At 68.0% G+C, this 20,511-nt stretch carries 20 protein-coding genes and 3 tRNA genes; 8 read left to right on the forward strand and 15 right to left on the reverse strand.

Annotated elements, in window-relative coordinates; genetic code table 11:
• Positions 1-2: 2 nt before the first annotated feature.
• On the reverse strand, positions 3-1,439 hold the full coding sequence (gene leuC / locus BKA16_RS18320; protein WP_183372024.1) for a 3-isopropylmalate dehydratase large subunit: 1,437 nt from the start codon (positions 1,437-1,439) through the stop codon (positions 3-5).
• Between the two features lie 77 nt (positions 1,440-1,516).
• Between leuC and BKA16_RS18325 the strand changes: the two genes are divergently transcribed.
• Positions 1,517-2,218: an IclR family transcriptional regulator gene (locus BKA16_RS18325; protein ID WP_183372025.1), complete on the forward strand. Its 702-nt coding sequence runs from the start codon at positions 1,517-1,519 to the stop codon at positions 2,216-2,218.
• Between the two features lie 48 nt (positions 2,219-2,266).
• A complete protein-coding gene (locus BKA16_RS18330; protein ID WP_183372026.1) occupies positions 2,267-2,767 on the forward strand; it encodes a PPOX class F420-dependent oxidoreductase in 501 nt (166 codons plus the stop codon).
• Positions 2,768-2,819: 52 nt separating this feature from the next.
• On the opposite strand, the gene BKA16_RS18335 is transcribed toward BKA16_RS18330, so the two are convergent.
• A complete protein-coding gene (locus tag BKA16_RS18335) occupies positions 2,820-3,521 on the reverse strand; it encodes a TetR/AcrR family transcriptional regulator C-terminal domain-containing protein (RefSeq protein WP_183372027.1) in 702 nt (233 codons plus the stop codon).
• Between the two features lie 94 nt (positions 3,522-3,615).
• Between BKA16_RS18335 and BKA16_RS18340 the strand changes: the two genes are divergently transcribed.
• The gene (locus tag BKA16_RS18340) at positions 3,616-4,905 is read left to right on the forward strand and encodes a cytochrome P450 (protein ID WP_343067504.1); all 1,290 of its coding nucleotides are present in this window, start codon (positions 3,616-3,618) and stop codon (positions 4,903-4,905) included.
• Positions 4,906-4,986: 81 nt separating this feature from the next.
• Here BKA16_RS18340 and BKA16_RS18345 read toward each other — a convergent pair.
• The 4 genes from BKA16_RS18345 to gltX all read right to left on the reverse strand — a co-directional run bounded on the left by BKA16_RS18345 (position 4,987) and on the right by gltX (position 6,918).
• Positions 4,987-5,059: transfer RNA gene (locus tag BKA16_RS18345), tRNA-Glu, on the reverse strand.
• An 81-nt stretch (positions 5,060-5,140) separates the two neighbouring features.
• A tRNA-Glu gene (locus BKA16_RS18350) sits at positions 5,141-5,213 on the reverse strand.
• A 45-nt stretch (positions 5,214-5,258) separates the two neighbouring features.
• Positions 5,259-5,330, reverse strand: a tRNA-Gln gene (locus tag BKA16_RS18355).
• A 103-nt stretch (positions 5,331-5,433) separates the two neighbouring features.
• Positions 5,434-6,918, reverse strand: coding sequence for a glutamate--tRNA ligase (gene gltX, locus BKA16_RS18360; protein ID WP_183372028.1), 1,485 nt, complete (start codon positions 6,916-6,918; stop codon positions 5,434-5,436).
• 91 nt (positions 6,919-7,009) lie between these two features.
• On the opposite strand from gltX, the gene BKA16_RS18365 reads away from it, so the two are divergent.
• Together BKA16_RS18365 and BKA16_RS18370 are read left to right on the forward strand one after the other, a co-directional pair.
• Positions 7,010-7,369: a GntR family transcriptional regulator gene (locus BKA16_RS18365; protein ID WP_183372029.1), complete on the forward strand. Its 360-nt coding sequence runs from the start codon at positions 7,010-7,012 to the stop codon at positions 7,367-7,369.
• Positions 7,356-8,348, forward strand: a complete 993-nt coding sequence (locus BKA16_RS18370) for a DUF1648 domain-containing protein (protein WP_183372030.1) — start codon at positions 7,356-7,358, stop codon at positions 8,346-8,348. The genes BKA16_RS18365 and BKA16_RS18370 overlap by 14 nt, the downstream gene beginning before the upstream one ends.
• A 36-nt stretch (positions 8,349-8,384) precedes the next feature.
• Here BKA16_RS18370 and BKA16_RS18375 read toward each other — a convergent pair whose 3' ends face one another.
• Together BKA16_RS18375 and BKA16_RS18380 are read right to left on the reverse strand one after the other, a co-directional pair.
• The gene (locus tag BKA16_RS18375) at positions 8,385-9,221 is read right to left on the reverse strand and encodes an alpha/beta fold hydrolase (RefSeq protein ID WP_343067505.1); all 837 of its coding nucleotides are present in this window, start codon (positions 9,219-9,221) and stop codon (positions 8,385-8,387) included.
• A complete protein-coding gene (locus BKA16_RS18380; protein WP_183372031.1) occupies positions 9,218-9,988 on the reverse strand; it encodes a fumarylacetoacetate hydrolase family protein in 771 nt (256 codons plus the stop codon). The genes BKA16_RS18375 and BKA16_RS18380 overlap by 4 nt, the downstream gene beginning before the upstream one ends.
• Positions 9,989-10,108: 120 nt before the next feature.
• On the opposite strand from BKA16_RS18380, the gene BKA16_RS18385 reads away from it, so the two are divergent.
• On the forward strand, positions 10,109-11,278 hold the full coding sequence (locus BKA16_RS18385) for an MFS transporter (protein ID WP_183373166.1): 1,170 nt from the start codon (positions 10,109-10,111) through the stop codon (positions 11,276-11,278).
• 91 nt (positions 11,279-11,369) lie between these two features.
• Here the strand turns inward: BKA16_RS18385 and BKA16_RS18390 are convergent, their stop codons facing one another.
• Together BKA16_RS18390 and serA are read right to left on the reverse strand one after the other, a co-directional pair.
• A complete protein-coding gene (locus BKA16_RS18390; RefSeq protein WP_183372032.1) occupies positions 11,370-12,380 on the reverse strand; it encodes a 3-isopropylmalate dehydrogenase in 1,011 nt (336 codons plus the stop codon).
• Positions 12,377-13,972 carry a phosphoglycerate dehydrogenase gene (serA, locus tag BKA16_RS18395; protein WP_183372033.1) on the reverse strand — a complete coding sequence of 532 codons (1,596 nt, stop codon included), beginning with the start codon at positions 13,970-13,972 and terminating at the stop codon, positions 12,377-12,379. Before serA ends, BKA16_RS18390 begins: the two co-directional genes overlap by 4 nt.
• Positions 13,973-14,256: 284 nt before the next feature.
• Here serA and BKA16_RS18400 point away from each other — a divergent pair, with 284 nt between their 5' ends.
• A complete protein-coding gene (locus tag BKA16_RS18400) occupies positions 14,257-14,931 on the forward strand; it encodes a trypsin-like serine protease (RefSeq protein WP_183372034.1) in 675 nt (224 codons plus the stop codon).
• Between the two features lie 82 nt (positions 14,932-15,013).
• On the opposite strand, the gene BKA16_RS18405 is transcribed toward BKA16_RS18400, so the two are convergent.
• The 5 genes from BKA16_RS18405 to BKA16_RS18425 all read right to left on the reverse strand — a co-directional run bounded on the left by BKA16_RS18405 (position 15,014) and on the right by BKA16_RS18425 (position 19,703).
• The gene (locus BKA16_RS18405; protein WP_183372035.1) at positions 15,014-15,463 is read right to left on the reverse strand and encodes an SRPBCC family protein; all 450 of its coding nucleotides are present in this window, start codon (positions 15,461-15,463) and stop codon (positions 15,014-15,016) included.
• Positions 15,464-15,543: 80 nt separating this feature from the next.
• The gene (locus BKA16_RS18410; RefSeq protein WP_183372036.1) at positions 15,544-15,978 is read right to left on the reverse strand and encodes an SRPBCC family protein; all 435 of its coding nucleotides are present in this window, start codon (positions 15,976-15,978) and stop codon (positions 15,544-15,546) included.
• Between the two features lie 202 nt (positions 15,979-16,180).
• Complete coding sequence (gene ilvC, locus BKA16_RS18415) at positions 16,181-17,194, reverse strand: ketol-acid reductoisomerase (protein ID WP_183372037.1); 1,014 nt, start codon at positions 17,192-17,194, stop codon at positions 16,181-16,183.
• A 98-nt stretch (positions 17,195-17,292) separates the two neighbouring features.
• A complete protein-coding gene (gene ilvN / locus BKA16_RS18420) occupies positions 17,293-17,796 on the reverse strand; it encodes an acetolactate synthase small subunit (RefSeq protein ID WP_183372038.1) in 504 nt (167 codons plus the stop codon).
• Positions 17,793-19,703 carry an acetolactate synthase large subunit gene (locus BKA16_RS18425; RefSeq protein WP_343067506.1) on the reverse strand — a complete coding sequence of 637 codons (1,911 nt, stop codon included), beginning with the start codon at positions 19,701-19,703 and terminating at the stop codon, positions 17,793-17,795. Before BKA16_RS18425 ends, ilvN begins: the two co-directional genes overlap by 4 nt.
• Positions 19,704-19,985: 282 nt before the next feature.
• Between BKA16_RS18425 and BKA16_RS18430 the strand changes: the two genes are divergently transcribed.
• Entirely contained in the window at positions 19,986-20,411 is a 426-nt protein-coding gene (locus tag BKA16_RS18430) for a PH domain-containing protein (protein ID WP_183373168.1), read from the forward strand.
• Positions 20,412-20,511: the final 100 nt, after the last annotated feature.

The following is a 20,511-nucleotide window of genomic DNA, read 5'->3' on the forward strand; positions in this document are numbered from 1 at the left end:
GTTCAGACCAGGTCCGCCGGTGCGGCGAGGCGGCCGCGGATCGCGGTCGCGGCGGCCACTGCGGGCGAGACGAGATGCGTGCGTCCGCCCTTGCCCTGGCGGCCCTCGAAGTTGCGGTTCGACGTCGATGCACAGCGATCGCCCGGCGACAGCTGATCGGGGTTCATGCCCAGGCACATCGAGCATCCCGCCATCCGCCATTCGGCGCCCGCCGCGGTGAAGATCTCCCCCAGTCCTTCCGACTCGGCCTGTTCCCGGACCTTCATCGATCCGGGAACGATCAGCATCCGCATGCCGTCGGCCACCGTGCGGCCGGACAGGACCTCGGCGACGGCGCGCAGATCCTCGATGCGACCGTTGGTGCACGAGCCGACGAACACCGTGTCGACCTCGACCTCGCGCAGCGGCGTGCCCGGAGTCAGGCCCATGTACTCGATGGCGCGGGCGGCGGCGATCGACTCGGTCTCATCGGCGATCTCCGCCGGATCCGGAATCGACGCGCCGAGCGGCAGCCCCTGGCCGGGGTTGGTGCCCCAGGTGACGAACGGCGTCAGCTCGGATGCGTTGATGTGCACCTCGCGGTCGAACTCCGCGCCCTCGTCGGTCCGCAGACCGTCCCAGTACTCGACTGCGGCGTCCCAGTCGGCGCCGGACGGCGCGTGCGGGCGTCCCTTCAGGTATTCATAGGTCGTGGCGTCCGGCGCGATCATGCCCGCGCGGGCACCGGCTTCGATCGACATGTTGCACATGGTCATCCGCGCTTCCATCGACAGCTTTTCGATGGCCGGACCGCGGTACTCCAGGACGTGGCCCTGGCCTCCGCCGGTGCCGATCTCGGCGATCACGGCCAGGATCAGGTCCTTGCTCGTGACGCCCGGGGGCAGTTCCCCGTCGACGGTGATGGCCATGGTCTTGAACGGCCGCAGCGACAACGTCTGGGTGGCCATGACGTGCTCCACCTCGGAGGTCCCGATGCCCATCGCGAGGGCGCCGAAGGCACCGTGGGTGGAGGTGTGGCTGTCCCCGCAGACGACGGTCATGCCGGGCTGAGTCAGCCCCAGCTGCGGTCCGACGACGTGCACGATGCCCTGTTCGGCGTCGCCCATCGGGTACAGGCCGACGCCGAACTCCTCGCAGTTGCGCCGCAGCGTCTCGACCTGCAGTGCCGAGACCTGGTCGGCGATGGGGCTGAAGATGTCGACCGTCGGCACGTTGTGGTCCTCGGTCGCGATGGTCAGATCCGGGCGACGGAGCCGGCGACCCGCCATGCGGAGACCGTCGAAGGCCTGCGGACTGGTCACCTCGTGCACGAGATGCAGATCGATGTAGATCAGATCCGGATTCGCATTGCCTTTGGCGTCCACTTCACCCGGGACGACGACGTGATCGTCCCAGACCTTCTCGGCCAGGGTGCGCGGCTTCGCGTTCTTCTCACTCATGAGCCACTCGGTTCTTTCCCTCGGCGGGTCGCCCCACCGATACTTGATCTCAGTATTTGGACAGTTAGTATCGTCCTATGGGAAAGGATAGCGGAATCGGCGTGCTCGACAAATCCGTGGCGGTCCTGGAGACCGTCTCTGCCGCGCCGCGCAACCTCAACGAGCTGTGCGAAGCCACCGGACTGCCGCGCGCCACCGCACACCGCCTCGCCGTGGGACTCGAAGTCCACGAACTCCTCACCCGGGACGACGCCGGCCGGTGGGTACCGGGTCCGGCGCTGACTCGCCTGGCCGCGACCGCGCACGACTCCGTACGCGAGGCCGCTCTGCTGGTGCTTCCCGGGCTGCAGGAGTCCACCGGCGAGTCCGTGCAACTCTATCGTCGCGAGGGGGCGGTGCGCGTGTGCATCGCCGCATCGGAACCGCCGACAGGTCTGCGCGACACGGTGCCCGTCGGCACCCGACTGACCATGACCGCCGGGTCGGCGGCGAAGATCCTCGCCGCGTGGGCCTCCCCCGAGACGCGCACCATGCTGCTGCTCGACGCCGCGTACTCGGAGCGGACACTCGCCGACATCCGGCGACGGGGATGGGCGCACAGCGTGTCCGAACGAGTGGAGGGCGTGGCCAGCGCCAGCGCTCCGGTGTTCGATGCGGCGGGCGATGTGATCGCCGCGGTATCGATCTCCGGCCCGATCGGACGGCTCGGCCGCCGACCAGGCGAGAAGTACGCCGAGGCACTGGTCTCCGCCGCATCGGCGATCACAGCGCGCCTGTAGGGGACGAAACCATCCCGTGCCGACGGAAGTCTGGTTACGTTCACTCTCATGGGAACCAACCAGAGAAGCCAGATCGTCATGTCCGACGACGAGATCACGACATTCGTCGCCGAGCACCGCACGGCGACGTTCGCCACCTACGGCCGAGACGGCATCCACCTGGTCGCGATGTGGTACGCCGTGCTCGACGGCGAGATCTGGATCGAGACCAAGGTCAAATCGCAGAAGGTCGTCAACCTGCGACGAGACCCGCGCGTCACCGTCTCGATCGAGGACGGACTCACCTACGACGCGTTGCGCGGCGTCAGCATCACCGGCCGCGCCGAGATCCACGACGACCCCGACTCGTGTCTGCGTGTCGGCATCGGCATCTGGGAGCGGTACAACGGGCCGTACACCGACGATCTGCGTCCCGCCGTGGACGCGATGATGAACAAGCGCGTCGCGGTCCGGGTGGTCGCCGACCGGGTCCGCTCATGGGACCACCGGAAGCTGGGACTGCCCGCGATGCCGGTGGCCGGATCGACCGCGAAGCACCTGGGCCCCTGACCGGCCCTGTCGTCCGCCGCATGCCGGCCGCCTCGACGGGATCGAGGTTCCGCTACGGACTCCGGTGCCGTGCGACGTCCTCCAGGATGAACCGCACCATGGCGTCGAGGCCGAACTCGAACTCGGCGTCCGAGTCGAGGACGGCGATGTCGGGGGCCGCCGACGCGACGACGGGCAGCCCGGATCCCGCGAGGGCCTGAGCCCATCGGTCCGCCTGCCCGTCGACGGCGTCACCGGCGAGGATCATCTCCGACTCCCGCAGGATGGTCCCGACGAGCGTGGCCATCACCAGCCGCAGCAGGTGGACGGCCTGCACGGGGTCGTATCCGGCGTCCACGAGCAGCGACAACGCCACTTCGAGCGGCACCAGGCTCGCGAGCGAGCGCGGCTGGCGCGTCAGCACCAGGCTCGTGGCCTGCGGATGCCGCAGTGCGTGCCGACGAAACGCGCGGGCGAACGCGCGCAGGTCGGCATCGAGCTCCCCCGTGGGCTCCGGCACCGGAACCGTCGAGAGGATGTGGTCGGCGACGGCGACCAACAGATCGTCCTTGCCGTCGATGTAGTGGTACAGACTCTTCGAATCGACGCCCAGGCGCCGAGCCACCGACCGGACACTCAACCCGTGGACGCCGACCTCGGCGATCTCGTCGAGTGCCGAGGCGACGATGGCGTCGACCGAGAGCACCGCGGCGCCTTTACGGGGCCGCCCGCGCGGCGGCCGCGTCGGCCGGTCTCCGTCCGTCGTGCTCGTCATAGCCACATGATGGCAGCACCCTTGCCAATCCCCCAACAGGGGTATACCGTCGCAGAAAATCCCCTACTGCGGGATTAATCGTGAGGAGGTCGCCGTGCGCAAGCAGTTCGCCCAACGAATCCGATGGACCATCGACCATGCACTGCCGACCGTCGGCACGCGTCTCGGCGCCCGCCGCGGCGACCCGCTGGCTCGCGTCGTGGTCGCCACCGCCTCCGACGGCGACATGGGTCCACTGCTGCGCGAGATCCGATCCGACGGCCCGATCTCGTTCGGCCGAGTCGGCGCCGTCACCGTCGACCACGCCGCGGTGAAGGCGATCCTGTCGACCGACGACTTCATCGTCGCCCGATTCGGCCACGACGAGTCCCTCCTCGGACGGATCGGGACCTGGGCGGCCCGCGGGCAGCTGCATCCGATGGAGCCGCCGTCACTGCTGGTGAGCAATCCGCCCGAGCACACCCGCTACCGCAAGCTCGTGACCCGGGTGTTCACCGCCCGGGCGGTCGAGCGACTGCGCGGTCAGGTCACCGCGATCGCCGGAGACCTTCTCGACTCCCTCGATCCGAGCGACCCCGTCGATCTGGTGCGGCAGTACTCCGGCCTGCTTCCGGTCACCGTGATCAGTGCGATCCTCGGCGTGCCCGCCGACGAACGCGACCGAGTCCTCGCATTCGGTGAGGCCGCCGCCCCGAGTCTGGACATGGGCCTGTCGTGGGCGCGCTTCCGCTCCGTGGAGGACACTCTCGCCGAGTTCGGCGAATGGCTCGGCGAGCATCTGCGGCGGCTGGCCGACCATCCGGGCGACGATCTGCTCAGTCGGCTCGTCGAAGCTCGCGACGAGGGTGTCGGGCTGTCCGAGCGCGAACTGCGCGCGACGGCCGGACTGGTCTTGGCCGCGGGGTTCGAGACGACCGTCAACCTGCTGAGCAACGGCACAGCACTGCTATCCGAGCACCCCGATCAGTTGGCGGCGCTGCGTCACGGCGGCGCCGACTGGTCGAACGCCGTCGACGAGGTCCTGCGCTTCGATCCGCCCGTACTGCTCACCGCCCGTCAGGCCGCCGTCGACACCGAGGTCGTCGGCGTACCGGTGCGCGAGGGCCAGCGCATTCTGACGGTCCTCGCCGGCGCCAACCGCGACCCGCAGGTGTTCGACGATCCCGACACCTTCGACGTGGCTCGCCCGAACGCGTCGGCGCACGTGTCGTTCGGCGCGGGCCGACACCACTGCCTCGGAGCGTCTCTGGCCCGCATGGAGGGCGCGATCGGGCTTCAATCCCTGTTCGAACGGTTCCCCGACCTGGCGCTCGACGACGGCGCTCACCGACGAGAGACGCGCATCCTCCGCGGCTACGAGAAGCTGCCCGTGGTGCTGGGCTGATCGAGCACTGCGGGCAGCGCACACAGTTCGAGCGGAGTCGAGAACACATGTTCTCCGACTCCGCTCGAACCGCAGAGGATGTAGCCCCGACGGGATTCGAACCCGCGCTACCGCCTTGAGAGGGCGGCGTCCTAGGCCGCTAGACGACGGGGCCCTAAGACAACTATCCGATTGTACTTCATCTTCAGAGACCGCAAGTCCGCACCGTGAAGTGCGGACTTGCATTCTCTGAAAGTAGCCCCGACGGGATTCGAACCCGCGCTACCGCCTTGAGAGGGCGGCGTCCTAGGCCGCTAGACGACGGGGCCCTAGAACAACGTTCGTTGTAAAGCGACTGATCGCTCAGTGCTTCGCTGGGGTACCAGGACTCGAACCTAGAATGGCGGTACCAGAAACCGCTGTGTTGCCAATTACACCATACCCCAAGGGATTTCAGCCCGTTCTGCGTCGGTCTCGATCGTCGACCACCGCTTTCCCGGCCGACGAGAACATTACCGCAACCCCCACCCTAAAATGCAAATCGTCTGGTCAGGACTGATTCCCGGCAACTCCCCGAGCCATCCGCAAGCGCGCGAGGCTCTTCTCACGTCCGAGAAGCTCCATCGACTCGTAGAGCGGCGGACTCACCGCCGCGCCGGTCACCCCCACCCGGACCGGGCCGAACGCCTTGCGCGGCTTGAGCTCGAGCCCGTCGACGAGAGCGGACTTGAGCGCCTCCTCCAGCGTCGGAGTGTCCCAGACCTCGACCGCCTCGCATGCGACGATCGCGGCATCGAGAACGGGCACCGCGTCGCCGCCGAGATTCTTGGCCGCCGACTTCTCATCGAAGGTGAAATCGGCGTCGTCGACGTACAGGAACTCGATGAGCCCCCAGGCGTCGCCGAGGACCTGGATGCGCGTCTGCACGAGGTCCGCCACGACGGCGAACCGCTTCTCATCGATCGGCTCGACGAGGTCGCCGCGCGCCACGAGGAACGCGCGCAGGCGGGCCGCGAAGTCGGCGGGCTCCAGGCGCCGCAGATGCTCGGCGTTGATCGAATCGGCCTTCTTCTGGTCGAAGCGCGCCGGGTTGGAGTTGACATTGCGGACGTCGAACGCCGCGATCATCTCGTCCAGCGTGAAGATGTCCTCGTCGCCGGAGAACCCCCACCCGAGCAGCGCCAGGTAGTTCAGCAGGCCCTCGGGGATGAAGCCGCGGTCGCGGTGATGGAACAGGCTCGACTGCGGATCACGCTTGGAGAGCTTCTTGTTGCCCTCGCCCATCACGAACGGGAGATGCGCGAACTCGGGCACCGCGTCGGCGACCCCGATCTCGATGAGCGCCTGATACAGCGCGATCTGCCGCGGCGTCGACGACAGGAGGTCCTCGCCGCGAAGCACGTGCGTGATCTTCATCATCGCGTCGTCGACCGGGTTCACCAGCGTGTAGAGCGGCTGACCGTTGGCGCGAGTGAGCGCGAAGTCGGGAACGGTGCCCGCCTTGATGGTCGTGGTGCCGCGAACCAGGTCGTCCCAGGCGATGTCCTCGTCGGGCATCCGCAGGCGCACGACCGGATCCCGCCCCTCGGAGCGGTACGCCTCACGCTGCTCAGCCGTGAGGTCGCGGTCGAAGTTGTCGTAGCCGAGCTTCGGATCGCGGCCCGCCGCCTTGTGTCGCGCCTCGACCTCGTCGGGTGTGGAGAACGCCTCATAGGCCAGACCCGCCTCGAGGAGCCGTGCGACGACGTCGAGGTGGATCTGCTTGCGCTCGGACTGCCGGTACGGACCGTACGGACCGCCGACCTCGGGCCCCTCGTCCCACTCCAGGCCGAGCCAGCGCAGGGCGTCAAGAATGGCGTCGTACGACTCCTGAGTGTCCCGGGCGGCGTCGGTGTCCTCGATACGGAACACGAAGGTCCCGCCGGTGTGGCGAGCCTGAGCGAAGTTGAAGAGGGCCGTCCGCACGAGGCCGACGTGCGGAGTCCCGGTGGGCGACGGACAGAAGCGGACGCGGACGTTGTCAGCACTGGTCATGCAGGTCAGCCTATGTCATCGAGCGTCGACGGCGACGACCAGGTCGTACGGGCATTGACTTGATTGTTCTAGTTGAAATAGAATTACTATCGTGCTCGTCAACATCGATCCCGCCAGCGATCGGCCAATCTTCCATCAGATCGCCGACAGCGTCCGCTCGGACGTCGCCGCGGGCCGTTCGCGGGCGGGCGACCGACTCCCCTCGGCCCGCGAACTCGCCGCAGCCCTCGACGTCAACGTCCACACCGTCCTGCACGCCTACCAGGACCTCCGCGACGAGGGCCTCGTCGAACTCCGACGAGGTCGCGGCGCCGTCCTGACCGACGCGGCGCGCGCTCTGTCGACCATCCACGACGACATCGCCGCGCTCGCCGCCAAGGCGACCGCGGCCGGTCTGCATCCGGAAACCCTGTCCGCACTCGTGAAGGAGGCATCCCGTGCCGTCCAATGAACCCTCTCCCCACCGCCGACGCCTGACCTACATCGCGGTCGGCTTCGTCGCCCCGATCGTCGTCACCCTCGTCGCCGTTCTTGTCGAGGCGTTCGCCGTGGGCGACCTGCCGGACCGGATCGCGGTGCACTGGAACGCCTCCGGCGAGGCCGACGGGTGGGGTTCGCCGTGGGTGATCGTCGCCCTCACCGTGATCCTCGGACTGTCCGCCGCCGCGCTCTCCACGGTCAACTACCGACAGTTGACCGACGGAGCGCCCGGCGGGACGTTCCGGTGGGTGTCGACGACCGCCGCAGCGACGGCGACGGGCACCGGCGTGATCCTCGCGGGCATCATGGTGACGCAGGCCGACGGCGATTCGACGTCCCCGACGGCCCTGATCGGAGTCGCGGTCGCCGCCGCCGTCGTGGTCGGTGCGATCGGCTGGTTCGTCCAACCGACGGATCCTCCGACCGGATCGGGCCGTCACCCCGAAGCGATGGGGCTGGCACCCGGCGGACGCGCCGTGTGGCTGCACACCGAGACCACGTCTCGGTTCATCCTGATCGCGGGTGCCGCCGCGGTCGTGTTCGCTTCCGTCATCGGCCTGCTCACCGCGATGAACGGCGGCTCGACCGCCTCGCTGTGGGCGGCCGTCGCGATCATCGTGATCATCCTGGTCGCGATGTCGACCGTCGTCGGGTACCACGTCCGCATCGATTCGTCCGGACTTCGCGTCCGGTCGATCGCCGGACTCCCCCGCTGGCACATCGCCGCCGACGAGATCGACGATGTGACGGTGGTCGACGTCCGCGCGATCGGCGACTTCGGCGGATACGGCGTCCGCTACTCGCGCGGCCGGACGGGCGTGATCCTGCGATCGGGTCCGGCCGTCCAGGTGACCCGCACCGAAGGCAAGCCGTTCGTCCTCACCCTCGACGACGCCGCCACCGCCGCCGCACTCCTTGCCGCCGTCGCCGCGCGGGCCCGTCGGGGCTGACCGGCGCTCAGCCCCGATGCGCGGCGAGGAAGTCGATCAGTCCCGATGCGCTGCGAGGAAGTCGAGCAGTACCGTGTTGACCGCGGCAGGCTGCTCGATGTAGCCGAAATGGCCCGCATCGGCGATCTCCTCGTACTGCGCACCGGGAATGGCGTCGGCGACCTCCCGGGCCAGGAACACCGGCAGGGTGCGATCGTCGGCGAACCCCACCACCAGGCACGGGCGGGTGATCCCTCCGTACGAGGCGAGACGGTTCTCATCGCGTTCGGGCAGCGCGAGCTGAGCCCGCACTCCCGCCGACTGCGACTGACCGCCGAAGCCGATGATGTCGAGCCAGTCGCGCGCCGAGCGATCGTCGGCGAGCGTCGTCGGCGACAGGTTCATATGCGCGGTGATCGCCGCATGGAACGCATCCGGCAGCTTCTGGCCGGCGTCGATCAGCGCCCGCTCCCCCTCGTTGTACGCGGTCAGGAGCGGCGTCGAACGTCCGTACGTGCCGAGCATCGCCGCGGCCCGGACCAGCTCCGGCCGACTCAATGCCAATTCCTGGGCGATCCGCGCCCCCATCGAGGTGCCCACGACCAGCGCGGGTCCGCCGAAGTGCTCGACGACCACCGCGGTGTCGGCCACCATGTCGGCCATGCTGAACCCGTCCGCGCACTCGCTCGACGGCGCGATTCCCCGGTTGTCGAAGGTGACGACTCGGAATCCGGCCTTGACCAGAGCGGGCTGCTGATGCGCATGCCACACGCGCCCGGGGCTGCCGGTTCCCATGACCATGACCACGAGAGGGCCGTCGCCGACCACCGTGCAGGAGAGTTCGACGTCGCCGTTGCGGACGACCGTCGGGGCGACCCGTCCGGGGCGGGTCACTTGTCGACCACCGGGTTGGTCAGCGTGCCGATGCCCTCGACGGACACCGAGACCGACTGTCCGGCGACCATCGGGCCGATCCCCTCCGGGGTGCCGGTCAGGATCACGTCGCCCGGCAGCAACGTCATGACGCGGGACACCCATTCGATGATGTCCCCGACCGAGTGCAGCATCAGCGACGTGCGACTCGACTGCTTCTCGACGCCGTCGAGTTCGGTCCGGATCGCCACGTCGGCCGGATCGAACTCGGTCTCGATCCACGGACCCAGCGGGCAGAACGTGTCGTACCCCTTGGCGCGCGTCCACTGACCGTCGTGCGCCTGCTGGTCACGAGCGGTCACATCGTTGGCGACGGTGTATCCGAGGATGACGTCGTCGGCCTTCGCCGCGGGGACGTCCTTGCACGGACGACCGATGACGACGGCGAGCTCGCCCTCGAAGTCGACGCGCTCGGACGACGGCGGACGCACGATCGGCACGCCCGGGCCGATGATCGAGGTATTCGGCTTGGCGAAGATCACCGGATCGGCCGGTGCCTCCGACCCCATCTCAGCGGCGTGAGCTGCATAGTTCTTACCGATCGCAATGATCTTGGTAGCGAGGATCGGCGCCAGGACACGTGTATCGGCGAGCTTCCACGTGCGACCGGTGAACGTCGGATCACCGAACGGATGTTCCGCGATCTCGCGAGCGGTCTCGTGACCTTCGGGGCCTTCGACAGCGACGAATGCGACGCCGTCCGGACTTGCGACTCGACCGAGTTTCATGCCCCGAAGACTATCGCACAAGATTTCTGTTCTACACTGTGAAACGCATTTCCTAATATATGAGACGAATCGAGGTGCTCCGTGACCAGCACATCCCCTTCGACCGCCCGCCGGTGGACCATGCTCGTGAGCGCTCTCGTCGCGGCGATGACGACGACGTGCGCGACGTCGGGCGTCGCATACGTGATTCCCGCGCTGCACGACGACCACGGAGTGTCCCTGGCCGACGCCGCCACGCTGGCCGCGATCCCGACCATCGGGCTGACGTTGACCATCATCGCGTGGGGCGCGGCGCTCGACCGCTTCGGCGAGCGACGCGTACTGCTGGTGTCCCTCGGCGTCACACTGGTCGGCACGACGGCGGCCCTCGTCGTCGCCGCCACGGGCGGCGGCTTCGCCGCGCTGGTCCTGCCGCTGTTGCTCGGGGGCCTCGGCTCGGGTGCGGCGAACGGCGCCAGCGGACGCATCGTCGTCGGCTGGTTCCCCGCGGACCAGCGCGGCACGGCGATGGGCATCCGGCAGATGGCGCAGCCCCTCGGGATCGGCGTGTGCGCGTTGACGATGCCGGTGTTCGCGCAGTCGTGGGGGCTCGCCGCGGCGTTCGCGGTGCCGGTCGCGGTGACTGCCGTCGGCTCGATCGCCGTCGCGACCGCGATCGTCGATCCTCCCCTGCCCGCGGCGACCGTCACCGGGCGGGCCGCGAATCCGTATCGCGGCGGCAGCTTCCTGCAGCGTGTCCACGCGGTGAGCGTGCTGCTGGTGATCCCCCAGTCGATGCTGTGGACGTTCGTGCCCGCATGGCTGATCGTCGGACACGGCTGGTCGCCGTTGACCGCGGGCGCCCTGGTGACGGTCACCCAGGTGATCGGTGCGTTCGGGCGCATCGCGGCCGGGCGGGTCTCGGACGTGGTCGGGTCGCGGATGCGGCCCATCCGCTGGATCGCCGTCGCCGCCGGAGCCTCGACCGCGGTGCTCGCGTTGACGGACTGGATCGGCAGTCCCCTCGCCGCCGTCGTCATGGTGGTCGCGACCGTCAGCGCCGTCGCCGACAACGGGTTGGCGTTCACCGCGATCGCCGAGTTCGCCGGCCCGTCGTGGAGCGGCCGGAGCCTGGGTGTGCAGAACACCGCGCAGTACGTCGCCACGGCCGCCGGAACGGCGGTGTTCGGTCGACTCATCGACGCGACGAGCTATCCGGCCGCGTTCGCCGTGGCCGCCGTCGCCCCGCTGATCGCGATCGGACTGGTGCCGAAAGACCCGCCTCTCCGCGAGGATCCGGTCGCCGACTGATTCCCCGGACGCCCGGACACCATCCGGTCCGCCTCATGACGCAGCCCGCACCCGGTCGGACGGGTGCGGGCTGTGTCAGTGCCTGATCAGATCAGACGGCCGCGAGGATGCGGTCGCCGACCTCGGTGGTCGAGCCGCGGTTCTCCCCGCGCGAGGCGACGTCGGCCGCGACGGCCTCCTCCACGCGGGCGGCGCCGTCGACGTCGCCCAGGTGACGGAGCAGCAGCGCGACGGACAGGATCGCCGCGGTCGGATCGGCCAGACCCTGCCCCGCGATGTCGGGAGCACTGCCGTGGACCGGCTCGAACATCGACGGGTTGGCACGCGTGGCGTCGATGTTGCCCGACGCCGCCAGCCCGATGCCGCCCGAGACGGCCGCGGCCAGGTCGGTGATGATGTCGCCGAACAGGTTGTCGGTGACGATCACGTCGAAGCGTCCCGGGTCCGTGACCATGAAGATGGTCGCCGCATCGATGTGCAGATAGTCGGTGACGACGTCCGGGAACTCCGTGCCGACCTCGTCGACCGTGCGGGCCCACATGGAGCCTGCGAACGTCAGCACGTTGGTCTTGTGGACCAGCGTCAGCTTCTTGCCGCGCGACTGTGCGCGGGCGAACGCGTCGCGGACCACGCGCTCGATGCCGAAGCGGGTGTTGACGCTGACCTCCGTCGCGAGCTCGTGCGGCGTGCCGACCCGGATCGCTCCGCCGTTGCCCGTGTACGGCCCCTCCGTGCCCTCGCGGACGACGACGAAGTCGATGCTCGGATCGCCCGCCAGCGGCGAGGCGACGCCTGCGAAAAGGATCGACGGACGCAGGTTCACGTGGTGGTCCATCGCGAAGCGCAGCTTGAGGAGGAATCCGCGCTCGAGGACTCCCGACGGCACCGACGGATCGCCGATGGCGCCGAGGAGGATCGCGTCATGCTCGCGCAACGAGGCGAGGTCCTCATCGGTCAGCAGTTCGCCGGTCGCATGGTAACGGCGTGCGCCGAAGTCGTACTCGGTGGTCTGCACCTCCGGGTGCAGCTTGCGCAGGACCTTCAGGGCTTCTGCGGTGACCTCGGGACCGATCCCGTCACCGCCGATGACTGCGAGCTTCATCCGAGATCGACCTGCTTGATCAGAGTGGCCGACACTGCGTCGCCGATGGAGGCCAGCAGATCGTCGCCGAGCTCACGGTCGACGCGCAACAGCATGGTCGCGCCGTCGCCCTCCGCGTCCTGTGCCAGGGCCGCGGCCTCGATGTCCACGCCCGCCTCACCGAGCAGCGAACCGATCTTGCCCAGAGTGCCCGGCTGATCGGCGTAGCTGACCAGGAGATTGCGGCCCTCGGCGCGCAGGTCGAAGTTGCGTCCGTTGATGTTCACGATCTTCTCGACCTGACGCGGACCGGTCAGGGTGCCCGCGACGTTGACGACACCCCCGTCGCCGAAGACGGCCTTCACGTCCACCTGGCTGCGATGGTTGGGGCTCTCCGACTCGGTGACCACCTCGTGCGAGACGCCCCGCTCGGTGGCCACGGCCGGCGCGTTGACGAAAGTGACCGGCTCGTCGACGACTGCCGAGAACAGTCCGCGAACGGCGGAGAGGCCGAGCACGTCCACGGGACTCGCGGCGAGCTCGCCGCGGACTTCGACGGTCAGGTTGGTCGGCATGCCGCCGGCCACGACGCCCGCCAGGACGCCGAGTTTGCGCGCGAGCTCCAGCCACGGGGCCACTTCGTCGTCGACCGGGCCGCCGGTGATGTTGACGGCGTCCGGAACGAAGTGACCGGCCAGTGCGAGCTGAACGCTCTTGGCGACATCGGTGCCCGCACGGTCCTGCGCCTCGGCGGTCGATGCGCCCAGATGGGGGGTGACGACGACCTGCGGCAGTTCGAACAGGGGCGAGTCGGTGCACGGCTCCGAGTCGAAGACGTCCAGTCCGGCGCCGCGGACGCGGCCCTCGGTGATGGCCGTCGCGAGAGCCGCCTCGTCGATCAGACCGCCGCGCGCGGCGTTGACGATGATGACGTCCTTCTTGACCCGCTTGAGCTGTTCGACGCCGATGAGACCGGCGGTCTCCTTGGTCTTGGGCAGGTGGATCGTGATGAGGTCGGCACGCTCGAGGAGTTCGTCGAGCGTCAGCAGTTCGATGCCGAGCTGGGCGGCGCGTGCTGCCGAGACATACGGGTCGTAGGCGACGATCTTGGCTTCGAAGGCGGCCAGGCGGGCGGCGACCAGCTGACCGATGCGACCGAGACCGATCACGCCGACGGTCTTGTCGAAGATCTCGACACCGGAGAACGACGAGCGCTTCCAGGTGTGCTCGCGCAGCGTGGCGTCGGCGGCCGGGATCTGGCGGGCGGCCGACATGAGCAGCGCGATGGCGTGCTCGGCGGCCGAGTGGATGTTCGAGGTCGGGGCGTTGACGACCATGACGCCGCGCTCCGTGGCCGCGGGGACGTCCACATTGTCCAGCCCGACACCCGCGCGGGCGATGATCTTGAGCTTGCGACCGGCGTCGAGCACCTCGGCGTCGACGGTGGTCGCCGAGCGGACCAGGATCGCGTCGGCGTCGACGACGGCCTCGAGCAGCTTGGGACGGTCCGGGCCGTCGACCCAGCGGACCTCGACGTCGCCGCCGAGTGCTTCCACGGTCGAGGGCGCGAGTTTGTCGGCGATCAGGACGACGGGGCGGCCGGCATCGGTCACAGGTTCTCTCCAGATTTCTCGGGTAGGGACGCCGCCGGGCTGGGCCGACGACGATTCACACGAGTACCGATTCTAGGGCCATCGGACGCGTCGCACCTATCGACCCACGTGCGACTGTGGCGGCGACCACCCGAGCGGGGTACATTGCGATCGTCGTATCGTTCCGATCACGACCAGCACACGATCGAGTTCCGGGCCGGGGTCTCCCGCGAGCAGTGCACGTAAGGTGGGAGGGTCTGCGCTGCCACGCGACGGACCGACGAGACAATGCGAGCGGAGTGAATATGAAGAAGCTGACGGTCCTGTTGGCAGTCGCACTGACTGCCATGGCGTCGCTCATCGGAATCGGAGTCGGCACGGCCGACGCCGCGGGCAAGGTCCCGCTCGGCGGCGGTTCGGGCATCCTGATCCTCAAGGGCGGGAACACCGCCTCGGCGTGCACGGTGACGACCGTCGGCCGCCCGACGTCCGGATCACACCGCGGCGAGCTCATCGCCGTCACCGCGGGCCACTGCGGCACGCCCGGTCAGCGCGTGTTCTCCGAGCGCTACCAGCAGCGCGGCCAGATCGGCACCATCGCGTACAGCGCATCCGACATCGATGTCGCGGTCATCAAGCTCGACGCATCGCGTGTCCGCCCGGTCAGCACCGTCAACGGTGTGACGATCCGCGGAGTCGATACGCGCGCACCGCAGTTCCCGACCGTGCTCTGCAAGACCGGACGCACCACCGGCAAGACCTGCGGAGTCAACTGGCTGTCGACCGGCGGCCGCCACATCAGCCAGATGTGCGTGATCGAAGGCGACTCGGGCAGTCCCGTCGTCGTCGGCGACCGCCTCGTCGGCATGGTGAACGCCTACTACTTCCTCTCCTGCATCGGTCCGGAGACCGGCACCAGCATCAAGACGATCCTCGATCGCCTGAACCGCACCGGCTACGGAGCCTTCAAGCCCGTGTGATCGACGCGCGTTCTGCCGAACAGACGAAGCGGCGGCCCCTCCATCCCGGAGGGGCCGCCGCTTCGTTCGGTTCACTCGCGGATCAGTCGTTCTGCGTTGCCAGGTGCTTGCTGATCACCGAGTCGGTGTGCTTGACGGCCTGCGCGACGAACGGCTCCATCAGCCCGCCGAGGACACGGCCGGCGATACCGCCCGGAAGCGTGTAGTCGAAGACGACGTCGGCGACGACGGTTCCCGGTTCGTCGCCGTCGGCGAAATACCACTCGGTGCTCGCGCCGAATCCTTTGACGGAGGTGAGCTTGATGACCTCGTTCTCGACCCACTCGGTGCATTCGACCGTCGACTCGAGGGTCTTGGGTCCCACCTTGAGCGTCGTCACGAACTGCGACCCGACGCCGCTGGTGACCTCGGTGATCGGCCGGAAGTCACTGACCCCGAACATGTACTCCGGCACGTTGCGGTAGTCGTTGACGTACGCGAACGCGACCTCCCGCGAACCCCTCATCGTCGCCGTGTGGCGGATCTCTGCCATGTCTCTCCCTCACAGTCCCGCGGCGTCACGCCGGTCGCGCCGCCGCCGTGTGTCACAACCTCGGATATATTGTCACACGGCTACTCCACGGCGGACCTGATCGCATGCTCGGTCTGCCTGACCGCCTGCCCCACGATCGGTTCGATGATCTTGGCCAGCGCGCGCCCGGCCAGACCTCCCGGCAGGTTGTAGTCGAAGTGGACGTCGACCGTCGTCGACCCGTCGTCTCCGTCGGAGAACCTCCACCGCGTGGTGACGTCGAATCCGGCGATCGACGAGAGGATCAGTTCGCTGTCCTGCGTCCACAGCGTGACCTCGAGGGTGGAGTCCAGCGCCTTGGGGCCGATCTTCATCGTGGCGTCGTACACCGCGCCCAGGCCCCGGCTCCGGCCGCCGCGCGGGGCGAACTTCGTGACGCCGAACATCCACTCGGGCACGTTCTCCGGGTCGTCGACGTAGGCGAACACCTTCTCGCGAGGCGCGTGGGTGGTGACCGTGTGGTGTACTCCGGGCATCGGGGCTCCTTGACCTCGTTCTGACTCTGACCGCATCGGAGACCTCACGCACCCGATGGCATCACCCCACAGTGCCATGGTCCATTGTCACGTTCGCCGATGGCCCTCGATTCGCCCGTGATTCGCCCGTCGGGGCGACGCACTGCGGCCCCGCCCCTCGACGTGCGAGGAGACGGGGCCGCGGGTACAGCTGCCGGGACGCTTATGCGGTCTCGGTGATCGGGCGGTCGACCCAGCTCATCAGGTCGCGCAGCTTCTTGCCGGTGACCTCGATCGGGTGCTCGGCGTTCTCCTTGCGCAGCCCCTCCAGCTCCTTGTTGCCGCCCTCGACGTTGGCGACCAGGCGCTTGACGAACGTGCCGTCCTGGATGTCGGTCAGAATGGCGCGCATGCGCTCCTTGGTGTCGGCGTCGATGACACGCGGACCCGACACGTAACCACCGAACTCCGCGGTGTCCGACACCGAGTAGTTCATGCGGGCGATACCGCCCTCGTACATGAGGTCGACGATCAGCTTGAGCTCGTGCAGAACCTCGAAGTAGGCCATCTCCGGTGCGTAACCGGCCTCGACCATCACGTCGAAACCGGTCTTGACCAGTTCCTCGGTGCCACCGCAGAGGACGGCCTGCTCACCGAACAGGTCGGTCTCGGTCTCCTCCTTGAAGGTGGTCTTGATGATGCCCGCGCGGCCGCCGCCGATGGCCGAGGCGTACGCCAACGCCAGAGCCTGGCCCTCACCCTTGGGGTCCTGGTCGACCGCGATCAGGCAGGGCACGCCCTTGCCGTCGACGAACTGACGACGGACCAGGTGGCCCGGGCCCTTCGGGGCGGCCATCGCGACGGTCACGTTGGCCGGCGGCTTGATCAGGTCGAAGTGGATGTTCAGACCGTGGCCGAAGAACAGCGCGTCGCCGTCCTTCAGGTTCGGCTCGATGTCATCGGTGAAGATCGACGCCTGGCTGGTGTCCGGAGCCAGGATCATGATCACGTCGGCCCACGCGGCGGCCTCGGCGTTGGTCATCACCTTCAGGCCCTGCTCTTCCGCCTTCTCACGCGACGGCGAGCCCTCGCGCAGACCGACGACCACGTCCACGCCCGAGTCGCGCAGCGACAGCGAGTGCGCGTGTCCCTGGCTGCCGTAGCCGATGACGGCGACCTTACGGCCCTGGATGATCGACAGATCGGCGTCTGCGTCGTAGAAAAGTTCGATTGCCACAGCAATTCCCTTCGAATGATGTTGAGGTGTTGTCGTTTACAACTCTGCTCGACCGTCGCGTGCGTCACGCCGAGCGGCGTCGGTTGTCTATTGTCCCGCTAGCGGTTGGCCGACATGCTCTTGGGTCCACGGCCGAGGGTCACTCCGCCGGATTGGGCGATCTCACGGATGCCGTACGGGTCCAGCATCCGCAACAGAGCTTCGAGCTTCTCCGACGTTCCGGTCGCTTCGACGGTCACCGATTCCGGCGACACGTCGATGACCTTCGAGCGGAACAGGTTGACCACATCGATGATCTCGCTGCGGTTGGTCGCATCGCTGCGGACCTTGATCATCATGAGCTCACGGGAGACCGAGTTCGTCGGTTCCTGCTCGACGATCTTGATGACGTTGATCAGCTTGTTGAGCTGTTTCGTCACTTGTTCGAGGGGGAAGTCGTCGACGGTGACCATGATGGTCATCCGCGAGATCCCTTTGAGTTCGGTCGGGCCGACGGCCAGCGACTCGATGTTGAATCCGCGCCGTGAGAACAGCCCGGAGACGCGGGCGAGGACACCTGGACGGTCCTCGACCAGAACGCTTAGCGTGTGGGTGGTGCTCACAGCGAATCCCCTTCCGTGGTGGCCTGCTCGCGATCCATCGTGTCGTGGATCTCGGCCGGGTCGGCCGCAGCCTCGTCGTCGTCGAAGAGCGGACGGATGTCGCGGGCGGCCATGATCTCGTCGTTGCCGGTGCCCGCGGCGACCATCGGCCACACCTGGGCGTCCTTACCGACGATGAAGTCGATGAGGACCGGGCGGTCGTTGATCTCCCGCGCCTTCGCGATCGCCGGGGCGACGTCCTCTTCGCGTTCGACGCGGAGGGCCACGCAGCCGAGGGCGTCGGCGAGCTTGACGAAGTCCGGGATCATCCGCGAGTGCGTCGACAGGTCGGTGTTCGAGTAGCGCTGATCGTAGAACAGGGTCTGCCACTGACGGACCATGCCGAGATTGCCGTTGTTGATCAGGGCGACCTTGATCGGGATGCCCTCGATCGCGCAGGTCGCGAGCTCCTGGTTGGTCATCTGGAAGCATCCGTCGCCGTCGATGGCCCACACCTCTTTGTCCGGAGCGGCGGCCTTGGCGCCCATCGCGGCCGGGATCGAGTATCCCATCGTGCCCAGACCGCCCGAGTTCAGCCAGGTGCGCGGCTTCTCGTACTTGACGAACTGTGCGGCCCACATCTGATGCTGACCGACTCCGGCGACGTAGACCGCGTCCGGGCCGGCCGCCTTGCCGAGTTGCTCGATGACGAACTCCGGCGAGAGCGATCCGTCGGACTGCGGATCGTAGCTGAGCGGATACGTCTTCCGGATGTCGTCCAGGTACTCCCACCACTTGCCCAGATCGGACTTGGCGCCGCCGGTCGCGTGCTCGGCGCGCAGTGCCTCGAGCAGGTCGACGATGACCGCCTGCACGTCGCCGACGATCGGGACGTCGACGTCGCGGTTCTTACCGATCTCGGCCGGGTCGACGTCGGCGTGGATGACCTTGGCGTCCGGTGCGAACGAGTCCAGACGCCCGGTGACGCGGTCGTCGAAGCGGGCGCCCAACGTGATCAGGAGATCTGCGCGCTGCAGGGCGGCGACCGCCCCGACCGCGCCGTGCATGCCGGGCATGCCCATGTGCAGCTCGTGGCTGTCCGGGAACGCACCGCGCGCCATCAGCGTGGTGACGACCGGGATTCCCGTCAACTCGGCCAGCTCGAGCAGCTCCGGCGAGGCCTCGGCCTTGATGACTCCGCCGCCGACGTACAGGACCGGTCGTCGTGCCTGCTGGATCAGCCGGGCTGCCTCGCGGATCTGCTTGCCGTGCGGGCGGGTCACCGGACGGTAGCCGGGAAGATCGAACTGCGGCGGCCACGAGAACGTGGTCTGGGCCTGCAGGATGTCCTTCGGAATGTCGACCAGGACCGCGCCGGGGCGACCGCTCTCGGCGATGTAGAACGCCTCGGCGATGATGCGCGGGATGTCGGCGGCCGAACTCACCAGGAAGTTGTGCTTGGTGACCGGCATGGTGATTCCGGAGATGTCGGCCTCCTGGAATCCGTCGGTGCCGATGAGTGCGCGACCGACCTGTCCGGTGATCGCGACGACCGGGACCGAGTCCATCTGCGCGTCCGCCAGCGGGGTCACCAGGTTGGTCGCACCCGGACCCGAGGTCGCCATCATGACGCCTGCCCGGCCCGCGACCTGGGCGTAACCGGTCGCGGCATGGCCTGCGCCCTGCTCGTGGCGAACCAGGACATGGCGGACCTTGGTCGAGTCGAGGAGCGGATCGTACACCGGGAGGACGGCTCCACCGGGAATGCCGAACACGGTCTGGACGCCGAGCTCTTCGAGCGTCCGGACCACCGACTGCGCGCCGGTGACCCGCTCGGGAGCGACGACCGCGTCGCCCGAGCGCATCGACTCGGTGGACGGCGACTGCGGTCGTCCCCCGGACCCGTGTGCTGCTGCTGGATTACTCACTGCACGTTCCTCATCCTCTGGTGCCAGCAAAATTCTTGACGCCCCGCCGGACCGGTCGCAGTGCTCACCTGGTCCTGACAAGAAAAAACCCTCGACAGCGGGTGCTGGTCGAGGGGCGCGTCGTGGGTGATTCGAAAGGGTCTACGAAGTGACCGATCAGGCGTTGACGCGCCGACCGATTACTACAAGAAGCTTGCGATCCATCACGAGAAACAAGGTAGGCCCCGACCGGACTCCGAGTCAAATCCGCCCATGACGACGACGAATACCGCTCATGGGACAATGGACGCCGTGAGCGATCCGGAATTCGATTTCAAACTGTCCCGACTGGCGTACGCGGGTGTGCTCGTCGCCGTTCTCCTCGTGGTGATCATGATGGGCGGTTCGCTCTGGTTCGGTTTCCTGGCCGTCGTTCCCGTCGCCCTCGCCTGGTGGATTCACCGGCTCCGCACCCACGTCGACTCCGACGGGATCGTGGCGGTCGGCACGTTCGGCGAGCAATCGGCCTCCTGGGACGAGATCGACGGCCTGCGGTTCCCCAAGTGGACCTCCGTGCGCGCGGTGACCACCGACGGCACGGAGATCCGTCTGCCGTCGGTGGGCTTCGAAGACGTTCCCAAGCTGTCGCTGGCCAGCGGCGGCCGTCTCCCCGACCCGTTCGCCGCCGAGCGCGAGGCCAGGTCCGCGGACGGAACCGCGGGCGAATAAGCGCCGTCCATCGCCGTCATCGGGACGGCGCAGCGCGCGGTCGACCGTCTCGTGCGACCATCGTCGCCGTGAACAGCCGGACTCGTCGCGAAGCGGCTCG

Origin of the sequence: Gordonia humi (assembly GCF_014197435.1) — a bacterium.
GTDB lineage: Bacteria > Actinomycetota > Actinomycetes > Mycobacteriales > Mycobacteriaceae > Gordonia > Gordonia humi.

What these genes read in the sequence shown, in the direction of transcription:
- BKA16_RS18330 (WP_183372026.1), top strand. Translation starts at nt 2,267, where the DNA reads ATGGGAACCAACCAGAGAAGCCAGATCGTCATGTCCGACGACGAGATC.
- BKA16_RS18380 (WP_183372031.1), bottom strand. Translation starts at nt 9,988, where the DNA reads ATGAAACTCGGTCGAGTCGCAAGTCCGGACGGCGTCGCATTCGTCGCT.
- BKA16_RS18400 (WP_183372034.1), top strand. Translation starts at nt 14,257, where the DNA reads ATGAAGAAGCTGACGGTCCTGTTGGCAGTCGCACTGACTGCCATGGCG.
- BKA16_RS18385 (WP_183373166.1), top strand. Translation starts at nt 10,109, where the DNA reads ATGCTCGTGAGCGCTCTCGTCGCGGCGATGACGACGACGTGCGCGACG.
- BKA16_RS18390 (WP_183372032.1), bottom strand. Translation starts at nt 12,380, where the DNA reads ATGAAGCTCGCAGTCATCGGCGGTGACGGGATCGGTCCCGAGGTCACC.
- BKA16_RS18335 (WP_183372027.1), bottom strand. Translation starts at nt 3,521, where the DNA reads ATGACGAGCACGACGGACGGAGACCGGCCGACGCGGCCGCCGCGCGGG.
- BKA16_RS18410 (WP_183372036.1), bottom strand. Translation starts at nt 15,978, where the DNA reads ATGCCCGGAGTACACCACACGGTCACCACCCACGCGCCTCGCGAGAAG.
- leuC (WP_183372024.1), bottom strand. Translation starts at nt 1,439, where the DNA reads ATGAGTGAGAAGAACGCGAAGCCGCGCACCCTGGCCGAGAAGGTCTGG.
- BKA16_RS18325 (WP_183372025.1), top strand. Translation starts at nt 1,517, where the DNA reads ATGGGAAAGGATAGCGGAATCGGCGTGCTCGACAAATCCGTGGCGGTC.
- BKA16_RS18405 (WP_183372035.1), bottom strand. Translation starts at nt 15,463, where the DNA reads ATGGCAGAGATCCGCCACACGGCGACGATGAGGGGTTCGCGGGAGGTC.
- gltX (WP_183372028.1), bottom strand. Translation starts at nt 6,918, where the DNA reads ATGACCAGTGCTGACAACGTCCGCGTCCGCTTCTGTCCGTCGCCCACC.
- BKA16_RS18430 (WP_183373168.1), top strand. Translation starts at nt 19,986, where the DNA reads ATGGACGCCGTGAGCGATCCGGAATTCGATTTCAAACTGTCCCGACTG.